Genomic DNA, 14,342 nt, shown 5'->3' with positions numbered 1-14,342 from the left:
CACACTCAGGATTGAATCATTAATTTAGAATATTGGAGGACTCCGATGAGTATCGAGCAAGACTTCGCTTCGCTGCGGCGCTCCAGCTTGAGCGCCAGCTTGAGCGACGAAGAGGTCACGGCGCTCGCCGGCATCGCCTGCTGCCGGCGCCTGGCGGACCAAGAGGTGCTGATCTCGGAAGGCAACATCGACAACAGCCTGCACATCATCACCGAGGGCGCGATCGCGGTCACGCGCGAGCTGGGCAAAGGCGACTACACCACCATCCATGTACTGCGCACCGGGGACTTGGCGGGCGAAATGGGGTTCATCAGCGGGCAACCCCACACCGCGACCCTGCGCTCGCTGGGCCGGACCCAGGTCTGCAGCTTCGAGCGCGAGGCCTTCGAGCAGCTGCTGCCCGAGCATCCCTGGCTCGTGTATCGCGTCATGCAGAACATCGTCAAGGTCGGGCAGGACATTCTGCGCCGGATGAACGCGCAGCACGTGGAGCTGACCAAATACGTCAACCGCTCGCACGCACTCTACTGAGGCGCCCGCCCGCCGCGCACAGCCGCGCCAAGCCCCTGGACGTCGATCTCAAGACGGGCCACTCAGCGGCGACCCCGCAAAGCGCCCCGTCCAGCACAGCCAGGTCGCCCCGCGAATCAGCGCTGCGGCGCCCCGCCGAGATGATCCTGTACGCCTTGCGCGGCCTTCTGCAGGCCGCGCTGCACACTGTCCAGGAGCTCGCCACCCTGCTTGAGCATCGCCTGCTTGATCGCCTGGGCGAGGCGTGGATTGGTGATCACCTGATCGTTGAGCGTCAGGCTGTAGGGGGATGTCGAATAGGCCGACGTTGGATCAGCCATGGTCAGCGCCGTTTCGTCCACGGCGTCGTAGCGGTAATAACAGGCCGCCCGCATGGGTTCGACCCGCCCGCTTGCCGGATCGGCGACCTCGAATCCGAGGTCGACGATCAAGTGCTCGGATCGCCGCATCTCGATGCGGGCATCCCGCCAAACCAGAGACACCGGATCATCGAGCAGGCCGCGCGCGAGATCCTTGCAGAGTCTGACCCGCACGTTCTCACCAGGATTCGAGCAGCCGGCAACGAGCCAGCCAAGGAGCAGACAGAGGCCCAGGCGGCCCATCCTTCGCAGAAGCAAGTACGTCACCGAGCTTGGTCTCCTCTGGAATCGATCGTCTTCATCAGGTGTCAGGTGTCAGGTGTCAGGTGTCAGGTGTCAGGTGTCAGTGTCGCGCAAGCTGCCGATCGAGGCCACATCGCCGGTCATCCGAGCAACCACAACGGTAACCGCGGACCACGATATCGCAATCCCCTCCGACAGGGCCGTGCGTATAATGCGCGCGTCCCTGCATCGACGGTCGCAGGGAACCACCAGGCGCACCGTCGCACCCACGCGAGAGCGCATGCACGCGCCTCTCGTACCGACTCCCCACCGAGGAACTGAAGCTATGGCCCTAACCAAAAACGTTGGCCCGATGGACAAGAACATCCGCCTCGCCGCCGCTGGCGTGCTCATTCTTGCCGGCCTCATGGTGTCTTCCGTGACCATGAAGATCGTCTTGACCGTTGCCGGCCTCATCGTGCTGGCCACTGCCGTCCTTGGCGTGTGCCTCGCTTACATCCCGCTCAACATCAATACCAACAAAGACAACTAAACCAGCACAGACAACGACAGCCAATCCGCCGAACGACCCGCGCCGCCCTCTCCGGGCGGCCCGGTTATTCAGGACGACCGACCTCCGCCCCCAGCACCCTGACCGCAGCGCGACCGCCACTCCCGCTCAGTGACGCCTTTGGCCAAGCAGCGCTTCATAGCGCGCCTTGAAAGCCTGCTGACGCAGACGCGCCGCCTCCTCCTGCGTCGCGGCAAGCGGAGCATCTTGCCAGCTGCCGGCCGCATGATCGAACACCGAGAAACGATAGCCGCGCCCCACCTTGAAGACGTTGGTCACGTCCTTGCCTGCCTGCTCCATGGCGTCGAGCTTGCTCATGCCACCCGCGCTGGCCTGCGGAGCCTCTGGCGCAGGCGTCAGCGCCTCGGCGATGGTGAAGTTGTTGTTCTGAATCTCGCCCTGAACGTCCAGCTCGACCGACTCAACGCCTGGCAGACGGGCGAGGATATAGCCCGCCATGAGCAGCCCAAGCTTCTCATTCTCGGACTCCAACGCCGTCAGCAGCTTATCGGCGACGATCTGGCAGCGTTGCAGACGATCCGGCTTGCTCACCCACTCACGACTCATCTGCCAGCCTGCATCCATGTCCAGATCCAGTCGATCGAAGTAGTCGCGCGCCTGAGAGAGCAAGGCATCTGGGACATTGAGCTGGTAGACGTGATCATCGATCATAGCTTTCAGAATCATGGTGCGCCTCTCTTCATCAGGGTGTTGCGGGTCATGAGGATGTACGCCCGGTCTTCATGGGTCTCGGCCCGCGCGGGTCGATCCCGATTCTCCAATGCTGGGGCTCGCCCTGCCAAGCTCGGAATCGACTCAGCGCGTGATCACAACGGATGTCCAAAGGTTGGGCCAAGGCACGAGCCCCAACGAAACGGCGAATCTTGGCCATAAGACCCACTGACTGCCACTCCAGCCAACATGAGGCCCGCGATGCTCTTGACCATCCCCGAGCTCCTCAACGCCGCCCAGCTGCAAAAGATCCACGAAACGCTCGCCAACGCCACCTTCGTCGACGGCACGCTCTCCGCGGGCTTCGCCGCCGCCCGCGTCAAGCACAACCAAGAGCTGCAGCCCGACCCCGAACGCATGCAGCGCCTGATCCGCATTCTGATGGCAAGTTTGGGGCACCATCCGACCTTCCGCTTCGGCGCCCTTCCCCATCGGGTCGCGGATCCCATCTTCGCGCGCTACACCAAGGGCATGGCCTATGGCGACCACGTGGATGACCCGATCATGGGCTCGACGGGGCCACGCTTTCGGACCGATGTGTCCATGACCATCTTCCTGAATCCACCCGAGGCCTATGCGGGCGGCGAGCTCGTCGTGCGGACCCCTTTCGGCGAGCAACGCGTCAAGCTCCCGGCCGGTCACGCGGTCATCTACCCCTCCGCGAGCCTCCACCAGGTCGCCGAAGTCCAATCCGGAGAGCGCCTGGTCGCGCTCACCTGGATCCAGAGCTATGTGCGCGATCCGGCCAAGCGGGAGCTGCTCTATGAGTTGAACCTGGCGCGCGAGCACCTGCTCAAGGAGGCGCCAGGCAGCGAGACGACGGGCCATGTCGACCGCTCCTACGCGAATCTGCTCAGGATGTGGAGCGATCTCTGAAGGCCCGGAAGCGCTCCGCAGCCCTGACACCTGACACCTCAAAAGAGACGATAGAATTTCGCCCGCATCCAAGTCGAGGTTATCCAGATGCCCGTCTACGAGTTCTACTGCCGGGATTGCCACACCATCTACAGCTTCTTCTCACGCCGGGTCGACACCCTGACCCATCCCGCATGCCCGCGCTGCGGACGCGCCGAGCTCGACCGTCAGGCAAGCCTTTTCGCCATCAGCTCCGGCCGGGCGGAGGGGGGCGAGAGCGCAGACGATTCGCTGCCAGCCGGCATGGATGAGGAGCAACTGATGAACGCCCTCGCCTCCATGAGCGGCGAGTTGGAAAACCTCGACGAAGACGACCCGAAGCAGGCCGCGCTGGCCATGCGCAAGCTCTTCCAGGCCAGTGGACTCAAACCGGGGGACGCCATGTCCGAGGCGATCCGACGCATGGAAGCCGGCGAAGAACCCGATCAGATCGACGCCGAGCTGGGCGACGCCATCGAGCAGGAGGATCCTTTCGCGACATCCGGCGGCAACCGCACCCTCGAGACGCTCAAGCAGCTGCGCCGGGACCTGCTCGCGCCGACCCGGGATGAAACCTGGTACCCATTGCACGCCCCGCGCGGCGACAGCAAGACCACTGAAACCTGACGACCGCGAGCTCCCGACCGCGCTAGCGCCCCGTATGGTTGCAGCCCCCCCCATGCTACACTCGGGCGCCAATTACACAGACACTCACACCTCCGACCATCGGCAAGGACATGACCAGGCAGAAGACCTATCTCGTGATCTCGGCCCTGGGTGAAGACCATCCAGGCATCGTCAATCAGCTCTCCAAGGCCGTGCTGGAGCACGACTGCAATATCGAGGACAGCCGCATGACGGTCCTGGGTGGAGAGTTCGCGGCGATGCTCCTTGTCGAGGGCAAGTGGAACACCCTCGCGAAGATCGAAAACGGGCTTCCGGAGCTCGAACGCCAACTCGGCATGACGATCATCTCCAAGCGCACCGGCGAACGCGCCAGCGGCCGTAACCTGCTGCCCTATGCCATCGACGTCGTCTCCATGGACCATCCAGGCATCGTCAACAACCTGGCGGGCTTCTTTGCCGAGCGCAGCATCAATATCGAGGACATGGCTACCAGCACCTATGCCGCGGCCCATACCGGCACGCCCATGTTCGCCGTGCACATGACGGTCGGCATCCCGGCGGATGTGCATATTGCCGGACTGCGCGAGGAGTTCATGGACTACTGCGACGGCCTCAATCTCGATGCCGTACTGGAGCCGCTGAAAGGCTGAGCCAACTCGCCGGTCTTTTTTGGACAGACCCTGGTCATCCCCACCTTGGAGCAGGCAACAGCGCAGCCTGCCTGAGCGCACAACTCTCGACATTCGGAGTCAATGACCATGACACTCAAGACCGGCGAGACCATTCCCGACATCGCACTAGCCGCCACCGGAGACAAGCACATTCAGCTCTCGGACTATCGAGGCAAGAACCTGGTGCTCTACTTCTATCCCAAGGCCAGCACGCCAGGATGCACGCAAGAAGGCCAGGACTTCCGCGACGCGACCGATGCCTTCACCGCGGCCAACACGGTCGTGCTGGGCGCCTCGCGCGACGGGATCAAGGCCCAGGAAAACTTCAAGACCAAGCAGGACTTCCCCTTCGACCTACTGTCAGACAAGGACGAAGCCCTGTGCAAGGCCTTCGACGTCATCAAGCTCAAGAAGATGTATGGCAAGGAAAGCCTGGGCGTCGAGCGCAGCACCTTCCTGATCGATGCCCAGGGCGTCCTGCGCCAGGAGTGGCGCGGCGTCAAGGTGAAGGGCCATGTCGATGAGGTGCTGGCGGCCGCGCAGGCGCTGAGCGCCGACTAGCCGCGGCGGCAGCCCGCCGATCAGCCGGCGCAACGCCGGCTCACCGACCCCCGGACACTCCACCTCAGCCAGCCCGCGCGGCACGGACACCTCGGTCCCCAAACCCATGATCAAACGCGAAAACGACAAGCCCTGCCTCTTCGTCCTCGACACCAACGTGCTGATGCACGACCCGACCGCCCTGTTCCGCTTCCAGGAGCATGACATCTTCCTCCCGATGGTCGTGCTCGAGGAGCTGGATCGAGCCAAGAAAGGCATGTCCGAGGTCGCGCGCAACGTCCGCCAGGTCAGCCGCTTCCTCGATCAATTGATGAGCAACGCCAACAAGGAGGAAATCGACGCGGGCCTGCCGCTCGGTCCGACCTCAGCGAACGGCGGCGGTATCGTGCTGCCGGCGGCCGGGCGCCTCTTTTTCCAGACCGAGCTGCTTGCGCTCAAGCTGCCGGCATCGCTCCCCGGCACCATCCCGGACAACAACATCCTCGGCACCGTCCAGGCACTGCGTGAAACCCACACAGACCGCCAGGTCATCATCGTCTCCAAGGACATCAACCTGCGCATCAAGGCGGCCGTGCTCGGGATCCCGGCCGAGGACTACTCCAACGACCAGGTCCTGGATGACGCCGCACTGCTCTACACGGGCCTGGAGGTGCTGCCGGAGGACTTCTGGGAGCACCACGAAAAGACCATCGACGCCTGGAAAGAAGAAGGCCGGACCTTCTATCGCGTCGCGGGACCCGACATCGCCGACTGGTATCCAGCCCAATGCGTTGCCCTGGGCGAGGATGGCGCCTTCGAGGCCATGGTGCGCGAGAAGCGCTCGGAGACCGAGGCCGTCATCGAGCTGGTGGACGACTATCGCCAATCCCGCCACAACGTCTGGGGCATCAGCGCACGCAACCGCGAGCAGAACTTCGCGCTCAACATGCTCATGAATCCGGAGCTGGACTTCGTCACCCTGCTCGGCTCCGCCGGCACGGGCAAGACCCTGCTCGCCCTGGCCGCCGGCCTGGCGCAGGTGCTCGACCGCACTCTCTATCGCGAGATCATCATGACGCGGGTCACCGTCCCGGTCGGCGAGGACATCGGCTTCCTGCCAGGAACCGAGGAAGAGAAGATGACCCCCTGGATGGGCGCGCTCATGGACAACCTCGAAGTCCTGACCCAGCCCGAAGGCGGCGAATGGGGCCGCGCCGCGACCAACGACCTCATCCGCAGCCGCATCCGCATCTCCTCGCTCAACTTCATGCGCGGCCGGACCTTCCTCAACAAGTACATCATCCTGGACGAGGCCCAGAACCTGACCGCCAAGCAGATGAAGACCCTCATCACCCGCGCCGGCCCAGGCACCAAGTTCGTCTGCCTGGGCAACATCAGCCAGATCGACACGCCCTATCTGACGGAGACGACCTCCGGCCTGACCTATGTCGTGGATCGCTTCAAGCACTGGCCACACAGCGGTCACATCACCCTGATGCGCGGCGAGCGCTCGCGGCTGGCGGACTTCGCCTCCCAGGAGCTTTAAGGTCGCATGTCAGTCCGACCGGCCACGCCCGAACTCGAGCGCTTCGTGCGGGATCGCCTCGGCTGCACCTGCCCAGCCGAGGTCTTCGAGCAGGTCGACGATGCGCCTTCCGAGACTTCGCGCGCGGCCGGCATCGCGCAACGCCTTGCGATCGGCGGGCGACTGCTGGTCTATCTGGCCGAGGCGGACGATGCGCATGACGCGCTTGCGAAGCTGCCGCAGTGGGTCTCGGCCGGGCTGACGGAGCGCGATCGGATGCACATGAACCGCCTGCGGTTAGCCATCGTCTTGAGGCAAGCCGACGAAGACGCAAGCGCCGCGCTCCAGAGCGCCTTCCAGGCACTCAGGGCTCGGACCGATGAGCGTGTGCACCTGCACGTCATGGATCCGGCATCTGCCGCGGTCTTGCGTCAGACGTAAGCCGAAGAGGCAAACCGCCCCAGTCGCGCCGGCTAGGCTGTCAGAGGGATCGCAGTGAGCACGCGGGAACGCAAGACCGTCGCTTCCCAGGCTTGAGGCGCGGCACGGGCTCTATCTGCCGCGCCACGCTTCATCGCGATCTGCGTGACAGGAACTGCTCGATATGATCGCAGGCAACGACCGCCCCATCCTCCTGCGCGACCTCAGTCGACGCCTTGCGCAAGCGCGCAGCCATTGCGTCATCACCCAGCACGGTTTCCAAGGCGCTGGCAACCGCCGAAGCACGATAGCCTCGCCGTGGTAATACCTGAGCCAGGCCGCCGCGCATTGCGCGGAAGCTGTTGTCGAACTGGTCATCCGCGCCGGGAACCAACAAGGATGGCCGGTTGCATCTGATTGACCAACCAATGGTGCCGATCCCACCCGAATGAACCACGGCAAGGACATGCGGAAAAAGGAGCGAGTAAGGCAGGTAGGACGTCACACAGACATCGGCGGACGCGGGAATCGCCGCGTGAAATCGGCTCGAAGCCACGATCAAGGTCCGCATCCCAAGCCTGCGACTCGCCTTCAGGCTTTCTTGAAAGAAGCTGCCCGGTCTAGAGCGGGCGTTCCCCCCCAGCGCATAGAGCAACGGAGGACTGCCGCCTTGCATGAAGGCTAGCGCGCGTTTCTCTTTCTCCGAATCGCGAAGGAACCAGGGTTCCAACCAGGTCCAGCCCGTAACCACGGCATGCGGTGGAGAGACTGGAAGCCGACCGAATAGGCGGGGAGACGTGAGAATCAGGTTCAGCTCTCGCGAGAACAATCCCGCGAACCGCGGATGCCCAAGATGCCTGAGCCCCAACCGGACTTGAGCCCGCGCCACGAAGGAGCTGAAAAGCGAGCTGTAACCGCGAACCAAGGCCAGACTGCAAGCGTCAACCAATGCGTTTCCAATGAACGGTCGTTGCAGTCGATGAATCAGGGGAAAAAGGCAGGGATTGTCTTGAGAGGCCAGACCAAGAGGAGAGACGGCACAGTAAATCCATGGACACCCCCGAGATCCCGCGACCAGTGGCCCCGAAATCGCGAGTTGATTCCCGATGACGACATCCGAAGTGCGCGCCAGGGGCATCAGCACCTCCAGCTCGGCCTGGAAGGAGCGCCGCGTCCCCCCAAGGGCATCGTTCGAAATCCATGGAAGGAAACGTGACGAACGCGCCTTTGAGCTCGACGACAGATCGTCGCATCGATCAATCCGCGCCACGTCCAGACCAAGGCTGTGTGCGGCATGAAGATGGCGAGCCTGGGTGGCGAAGAGCACCCGATGCCCTCGGCCCCTGAGCTCTTTGGCGATGGCATACATCGGGATGATGTCGCCGAACGAGCCTTTCGCAATGATCAGAGCGCGCCCCAACCGCCCCTCCCGTGCTCGGACGAGCGATCACGCGACCTGGAAGAGCCTTGATTGCAAGGGTCGCCGATCGGCCGCAAGGACGCGGCACAGCGAAACAGCGGCCGCGCGCAATTGACAGGGCGCGCCTTCAAGACAGTTTACTCACCCTGTCTTCCAATTGACCAAGACGTCGGTCGAAATGCACCAAGAATCCCGTGATGATAGACACTAGATCATTGGCGTCGAACGATAGATGCCTCAAATCCACATAACCCGCCTCTTCGTACGCTGGAAACGCCTCACCGTTCGCATAGCAAGTCGCGAATAAGGCATTCTGCTCAGAGAAATACGCCAAGATCTCTTTCACCAGCTCCGGCGCCAATATATCGTGCGTTGCATATTCCTCAGAACGCCCCGTCAACGCACTATTATTCAGCAAGATGTCCGAGAACCTCATCCTTGGAGTATATTGGTTCGCAAGCAACAGAAGCTTGAGCTCCGCGGGTGACGGGCTCGTATTCACCGATGGCTGCGGCCTAAGCCATTGCGGACAAACGCCAAACATCCGTTCTAGGAAATCACCCGCAAGACCTCGTGGGTGCTTCCTTGTCGACTCGTAAACACCGGCGATGACATTCCCTTCGCCAAAGACGCCCTCAAAACGCCGCGCCATATCGTAGTAGTTCAACAGCCTATTGTTCCGATAGGCGCCCTTGACGAAATCTTCCGGATAACCTTTAAAGCGATGACGCTTGACTCTCTGCATATAACCGGAAATCAATGCTTGATCCTGCCTTCTGACGTAATAGATGAACTTACATCGACACTCTATGTTCGCCAGATCATCAAGCAGTTCGCGATAGGCATCTTCACCGACGAAAGAAAAGAACTCGGATGAAACAAGACACTTCGCCGAACCTGATGCCTGAATACGCTCGATCAACAGACCATAAGACGCTCCGTTATCTTGAAGATAGCCCTCGTCCGACTCGCGCAACATCGACCTCGACAAAGACCCCGCATTGCCGGATGTGATGCCGCCCTTCTCAGCCCGACTCAAATCGCTCAACTCAAGATAATCGACCCCTTCAGACAGAAGAAGCGTCCTGTTTCTCGCAAAAAACACCTGCAAAGCGGATGAACCACTTTTCGGCATACCCGCATGAATCCACAATTCTTTCATATCGCGTCCAAACGTCTCAGCGCACCAAGAAGCAGTGCCAAGATCGACCGTAATCTCAATGTGAAGCTCGCCATCCAGTCACTGAAGATCGAGCACTGAAGATCGAGCAGACTCTCGCGAACGCAGAAGGCCCCAAAGCGGGGCGCCAGGAGCTCAAGGATAGGGGCGATGCGCAAACCTCAACCGATTCTCGCGGCCAGAACCATCATCGGGACGAAGCCAGCCATCAGTCCCTGCGTCGCCGGAGTCTGATGATCATCGCAGCCCGTCTCCGGGATGACCTCGTCGGCGACGACCACGATCCTGGCGCCAGCGGCAACCCCCAGCCCAAGGGGCCAATCCGCCACCGAGCCCCACCCCGAGCAAAGATACGCAGAGGGCCATGCCCCCAGCATCCGCCGGGTTCTGCCAACCACTATCGCGAGGATCGATACAAGCGCGAGTCCCAAACCCAGCACGGTCCCTAGATGGCGGTGTGCCTGCCCTACCCAAGCGGCCGCCGCCTTGCTCGACGCCGTCCATGGGCACGAGACCTTCGAGAGCACGACCTCGGTGGCAGGACGATACCGCATCTTACCGAGATGAAGGAGTGGCGTGTCGGGAGGCGGGGCGAATGGGACAAAAGCAACGTTGGAGAGCGCCGCGCCCCGGAATCCGCGATCGCCCAAGAGAAAGGACTACCCGGATGTCCTTGGTAGACTCTGGCGATTTGTGCTACTCCTTTCGCCTCGATCAGATTCCGGTCTCAACCAGGCGCCAGTCTCGATCGGACTCAAGACAACGGAGGATCGCCTATGTCACGCGGCAGGCTCCGCCCAACCAGGGTTTCATCGCAAGATCTCGACGTCGGCTATCCCCGCGGCGCCATCCTGCTCGGCGGGGCCGCCTCGCAATGACGAGCGCCAAACCGGACTATCAGGGCGGCGGGATCGTCAACCTCATGAGCAGCATCATCGGGGGCCGCGGCGGCCAACCGGACAGCCCGCCCTTGGATCTGCTGCCGATCCACGACCTGGCGCATGCGACCAACATCGTCCTGCTTGTCATTGACGGCTTGGGGGCGGATTGGCTCGCGCGGCGTGGATCCGACACCTTGCTGGGGCAATCCGTGCGCGGTGCCATCACCTCGGTCTTTCCCTCGACGACGGCTGCAGCGATCCCAACCTATCTCACCGGCGATGCCCCGCTCCAACACGGCCTGACCGGCTGGTTCACCTACCTGCGCGAGTTGGGGTGCGTCATGACCGTCCTGCCGGGCGTGCCACGCTATGGCGGTGTGCCCTACCGGCGAGCCGGAATCGATGCCCGGGCTCTGTTCGGCAATACCTCGGTCTTCGAGCGCATCCGCACGCGCGGTATTGCGGTTTCACCTGCCTTCATCGCCCATTCAGACTTCAACCTGGCCCACACAGGAGGAGCTGAAATCCTGACCTTCGAAACGCTGGAGCAGATGTTTCGGCAGTGTCTGCGTGTGATTCGACCCGCTCCGCGCTGGGGACGTGCTCGCCCCTCGCCCGCCCCCAGCTTCCTCTATCTCTACTGGCCCAAGCTGGACAGCATCGGGCACGCGATGGGCATGGAGAGCGACGCGGCTCAGGCACACCTGATCGAGCTGGATCAGGCGCTCGGAGACTTTCTCGTCGCCGCCAAGGGGACGGACACCCTGATGCTCGTCTGCGCCGATCATGGCCAGCTGGATACCCAGGCATCGGACGTCATCGACCTGGCCGAGCATCCGGATCTCGCCGAGTGCCTGCTCCTGCCGCTGTGCGGAGAGCCGCGAGCGGCCTACTGCTATGTGCGACCGGACGCGGTGCGACGGTTCGAATCCTACTGCCGGGAGGAACTCGCGGGGCTAATCGACCTGATTCCGAGCCGGCAGCTGGTCGAGGAAGGCTACTTTGGGCAGGGCCGGATGCATTCCAGATTCATGGACCGCGTCGGAGACTACTGCCTGCTCCCCACGGGAAATCACATCATTCAGGAGCGCCTGCCGAACGAGCAGCCGCATCGACAGGTGGGCGTTCACGGCGGCCTCAGCGAGGCCGAACTCATGGTGCCGCTCTGCGTGCTGGAGACCTGAGCCGGCACCCGTCGATTACATCAGCCCAAGCTGCAATCTCGCCTCGTCGCTCATGTTCGACTGGTTCCAGGGCGGATCCCAGACGAGGCTCACATCGACCTCGCCGACCCCCTCGACCCGTGCCACGGCACTCTTGACCATCAGCGGCATCATTCCGGCGACGGGGCACCCTGGCGCGGTGAGGGTCATGTCGACATGCACGTCGGCGTTCTCCGCGATATCGATCCGATAGATGAGGCCCAGATCGTAGATGTTGACCGGGATCTCAGGGTCGTGGACCGTCCGCAGTGAGGCAATGATGGGCTCCCGCAGCTCCTCCGGGTCCATCTGTTCGACGGCTACGTCCTCTTCCAGGACGGCCGCCTCTCCCTGTTCTTCGCTCTTCCTACCAAAACCGGCGAAGCGAGCGAGTCTGTTCATGATCGACCTCTCGACAACAGGCTATAGCCACAATGACAACAGGATCGCGTGCGACCCCGACACTTCGATGCGCGCGACATCGCCCCGCGCGAATCAACTCAGCGGAGCAGACTCCAGGCGTTGACCCACCAGCTCCGAGACCTGATCGCGCAGCGCCTCGGCGCTCAAACGCTCGATGATCTCACCGGCGAAACCGAGGCAGAGCATGCGTCGCGCAAGCGGGGCCGAGATCCCGCGAGACCTTAGATAGAAGAGCATCTCGGGCTCGATCTGGCCGACCGTGGTGCCATGGCTGCACTTGACGTCGTCGGCATTGATCTCGAGCTGCGGCTTGGTATCCACCTCAGCGCTCTCGGAGAGCATGAGGTTGCGGTTGGACATGGCCGCATCCGTCTTCTGCGCGTCCTGAGCGACGAAGACGCGCCCATCGAAGACCGCGCGCCCCTTGCCATAGAGGATGCCCTTGAAGTTCTCACGGCTCGCGCAGTTGGGGACGGAGTGATCCACGTCCAGGTGGTAATCCATGAGCTGACCGTCTCCGGCCAGATAGAGCCCCTGAAGGTCGCACTCGGCATGCTCGCCGCCGAAGGTGGCGTTGAGATCGGTTCGCGCCCAGCGGGCACCCAGCCCCAGGTTCACACCGAGATAACGGCTGTTGGCGTCCTGCCGAAGATAGAGCCCCGAGATATGGAAGGCGCTGGGGCTTTCGGTCTGAATGCGGTCGTGCTTCAGCACGGCATCCCGCCCGAGCGAGACCTCGGTGACACAGTTGGTGCAATAGAGCGAATCGCCCAGACTCAGATAGCGTTCGATCACGATCGCCTGAGCACCAGCGCCGAGCACGATGACATTGCGCGGCTGCGCCACGCGCGGCTCGTCCAGGCCGACGGAGACGTGAATCAGCTCGATCGGCCGCTCCAGGAGCACGCCCCGATCGACGAGTGCGACCACGCCATCGTCCAGACCCGCGGTGTTGAGGGCGGCGAACAGCGCCAGGTCGTCCCCCGCGACGGCGTTCAGCCTGTCTTTCAAGACGTCGGGATCGCTCGCCAAGAGGCTGGCGAGCCCGCTCACCCGCACGCCGGGCGGCAGATCCTCCAGCAGCGAGAGTTCAGGCACGAAACGCCCGTTGACGAGGATGACCCGGTGGCTCGCGAGACCAGGCACCAAGACTTCCTCGAGATCATCCGGCTGCAGTGCCGTGATGGGCTCGTCGGGTTGCAGAAAGCCCTGCTCCAGCAGACCCTTTAGATTGGTGTAACGCCAGCCCTCGTCCCTGCTGCTCGGCACGCCTTGCTCACGGACACGTTCGGCCGCGTTGCGCCGCCGCGCGTCGAGCCAGTCGATGCCCGCGTCGCAGGAGCGCTCGTGCGCGAGCCAGCTCGCGAAGCCCGTCGGCATGTCGCCGTTCATGCCGCCTGGCCCTCCGCGTCGATCCAGCCATAGCCCTTCTCTTCCAGCTCCAACGCCAGCTCCTTGCCACCGGAGCGGATGATGCGGCCCTTGGAGAGGACGTGGACGTGATCGGGCTGGATGTAGTCGAGCAGGCGCTGGTAGTGGGTCACGACGATCATGGAGCGCTCCGCGCTGCGCAGGGCATTGACCCCATCGGCCACGACGCGCAACGCGTCGATGTCCAGACCCGAATCCGTCTCGTCGAGAATGGCGAGCTTCGGCTCCAGCAAGGCCATCTGGAAGATCTCGTTGCGTTTCTTCTCGCCGCCGGAGAAACCGGCGTTCACGGCGCGCTTCAGCAGCGAATCGTCGAGGTGCAGGATCTTCAGCCGCTCCTTGATGAGACGCAGGAAGGACACGGCGTCCAGCTCCTCCTCGCCGCGCGCCTTGCGGATGCTGTTGAGCGCGGCCTTGAGGAAGTAGGTGTTGTTCACGCCGGGCAGCTCGACCGGGTACTGAAAGGCGAGGAAGAGCCCCAACTGGGCGCGCTCCTCGGGCTCCAGCGCGAGCAGATCCTTGCCTTCGAAGGTCACGGAGCCCGCGGTCACCTCATAGCCCTCGCGGCCCGAGAGGACATGCGCGAAGGTGCTCTTGCCAGAGCCGTTCGGCCCCATGATGGCGTGCACTTCACCGGGGCCGACCTCGAAGTCCAGGCCGCGGAGGATCTCTTTATCGCCGACGTTGGCCCTCAGGCCTTTGACAGAAAGCAT

Annotated in this window: 16 protein-coding genes; 9 read left to right on the top strand and 7 right to left on the bottom strand. The window is 62.9% G+C overall.

The annotated features are described in order from the left end of the window. Nucleotides 1-45 precede the first annotated feature (45 nt). Nucleotides 46-531, top strand: coding sequence for a cyclic nucleotide-binding domain-containing protein (locus CKO23_RS01285; protein WP_200327933.1), 486 nt, complete (start codon nt 46-48; stop codon nt 529-531). 116 nt (nt 532-647) lie between these two features. Here CKO23_RS01285 and CKO23_RS01280 read toward each other — a convergent pair whose 3' ends face one another. Next, nucleotides 648-1,157, bottom strand: coding sequence for a hypothetical protein (locus CKO23_RS01280; protein WP_200327932.1), 510 nt, complete (start codon nt 1,155-1,157; stop codon nt 648-650). Nucleotides 1,158-1,458: 301 nt separating this feature from the next. Here CKO23_RS01280 and CKO23_RS01275 point away from each other — a divergent pair, with 301 nt between their 5' ends. After that, nucleotides 1,459-1,665: a YgaP family membrane protein gene (locus CKO23_RS01275; protein WP_200327931.1), complete on the top strand. Its 207-nt coding sequence runs from the start codon at nt 1,459-1,461 to the stop codon at nt 1,663-1,665. A gap of 126 nt (nt 1,666-1,791) precedes the next feature. Here the strand turns inward: CKO23_RS01275 and CKO23_RS01270 are convergent, their stop codons facing one another. Then, on the bottom strand, nt 1,792-2,370 hold the full coding sequence (locus CKO23_RS01270) for a hypothetical protein (RefSeq protein WP_200327930.1): 579 nt from the start codon (nt 2,368-2,370) through the stop codon (nt 1,792-1,794). Between the two features lie 246 nt (nt 2,371-2,616). Between CKO23_RS01270 and CKO23_RS01265 the strand changes: the two genes are divergently transcribed. The 6 genes from CKO23_RS01265 to CKO23_RS01240 all read left to right on the top strand — a co-directional run bounded on the left by CKO23_RS01265 (nt 2,617) and on the right by CKO23_RS01240 (nt 7,113). Beyond that, entirely contained in the window at nt 2,617-3,291 is a 675-nt protein-coding gene (locus CKO23_RS01265; RefSeq protein ID WP_200327929.1) for a Fe2+-dependent dioxygenase, read from the top strand. Nucleotides 3,292-3,378: 87 nt separating this feature from the next. Beyond that, nucleotides 3,379-3,936, top strand: a complete 558-nt coding sequence (locus CKO23_RS01260) for an FmdB family zinc ribbon protein (protein WP_200327928.1) — start codon at nt 3,379-3,381, stop codon at nt 3,934-3,936. Nucleotides 3,937-4,046: 110 nt separating this feature from the next. Next, nucleotides 4,047-4,586 (top strand): glycine cleavage system protein R, encoded by a 540-nt coding sequence (locus CKO23_RS01255; protein WP_200327927.1) that lies wholly within the window; start codon nt 4,047-4,049, stop codon nt 4,584-4,586. A gap of 108 nt (nt 4,587-4,694) precedes the next feature. Further along, nucleotides 4,695-5,168 (top strand): peroxiredoxin, encoded by a 474-nt coding sequence (locus tag CKO23_RS01250; protein ID WP_200327926.1) that lies wholly within the window; start codon nt 4,695-4,697, stop codon nt 5,166-5,168. A gap of 106 nt (nt 5,169-5,274) precedes the next feature. Next, on the top strand, nt 5,275-6,693 hold the full coding sequence (locus tag CKO23_RS01245) for a PhoH family protein (protein WP_200327925.1): 1,419 nt from the start codon (nt 5,275-5,277) through the stop codon (nt 6,691-6,693). Nucleotides 6,694-6,699: 6 nt separating this feature from the next. After that, the gene (locus CKO23_RS01240; RefSeq protein ID WP_200327924.1) at nt 6,700-7,113 is read left to right on the top strand and encodes a hypothetical protein; all 414 of its coding nucleotides are present in this window, start codon (nt 6,700-6,702) and stop codon (nt 7,111-7,113) included. A gap of 130 nt (nt 7,114-7,243) precedes the next feature. Here CKO23_RS01240 and CKO23_RS01235 read toward each other — a convergent pair whose 3' ends face one another. Both CKO23_RS01235 and CKO23_RS01230 read right to left on the bottom strand, forming a co-directional pair. Continuing rightward, nucleotides 7,244-8,512 carry a glycosyltransferase gene (locus tag CKO23_RS01235; protein ID WP_200327923.1) on the bottom strand — a complete coding sequence of 423 codons (1,269 nt, stop codon included), beginning with the start codon at nt 8,510-8,512 and terminating at the stop codon, nt 7,244-7,246. A 127-nt stretch (nt 8,513-8,639) separates the two neighbouring features. Next, complete coding sequence (locus CKO23_RS01230; protein WP_200327922.1) at nt 8,640-9,674, bottom strand: hypothetical protein; 1,035 nt, start codon at nt 9,672-9,674, stop codon at nt 8,640-8,642. Between the two features lie 892 nt (nt 9,675-10,566). Here CKO23_RS01230 and CKO23_RS01225 point away from each other — a divergent pair. Next, nucleotides 10,567-11,757, top strand: coding sequence for an alkaline phosphatase family protein (locus CKO23_RS01225; RefSeq protein ID WP_200327921.1), 1,191 nt, complete (start codon nt 10,567-10,569; stop codon nt 11,755-11,757). A 15-nt stretch (nt 11,758-11,772) separates the two neighbouring features. On the opposite strand, the gene CKO23_RS01220 is transcribed toward CKO23_RS01225, so the two are convergent. From CKO23_RS01220 to sufC, 3 genes are all read right to left on the bottom strand, one after another. After that, a complete protein-coding gene (locus CKO23_RS01220) occupies nt 11,773-12,177 on the bottom strand; it encodes an SUF system Fe-S cluster assembly protein (RefSeq protein WP_200327920.1) in 405 nt (134 codons plus the stop codon). 93 nt (nt 12,178-12,270) lie between these two features. Further along, nucleotides 12,271-13,590, bottom strand: coding sequence for a Fe-S cluster assembly protein SufD (gene sufD / locus CKO23_RS01215; RefSeq protein WP_200327919.1), 1,320 nt, complete (start codon nt 13,588-13,590; stop codon nt 12,271-12,273). Continuing rightward, nucleotides 13,587-14,342 carry a Fe-S cluster assembly ATPase SufC gene (gene sufC, locus CKO23_RS01210; protein ID WP_200327918.1) on the bottom strand — a complete coding sequence of 252 codons (756 nt, stop codon included), beginning with the start codon at nt 14,340-14,342 and terminating at the stop codon, nt 13,587-13,589. The genes sufD and sufC overlap by 4 nt, the downstream gene beginning before the upstream one ends.

Origin of the sequence: Thiocystis violacea (assembly GCF_016583565.1) — a bacterium.
GTDB classification, from domain to species: Bacteria; Pseudomonadota; Gammaproteobacteria; order Chromatiales; family Chromatiaceae; genus Thiorhodococcus; species Thiorhodococcus violaceus_A.
This window is presented reverse-complemented; position numbering and strand designations above follow the sequence as displayed.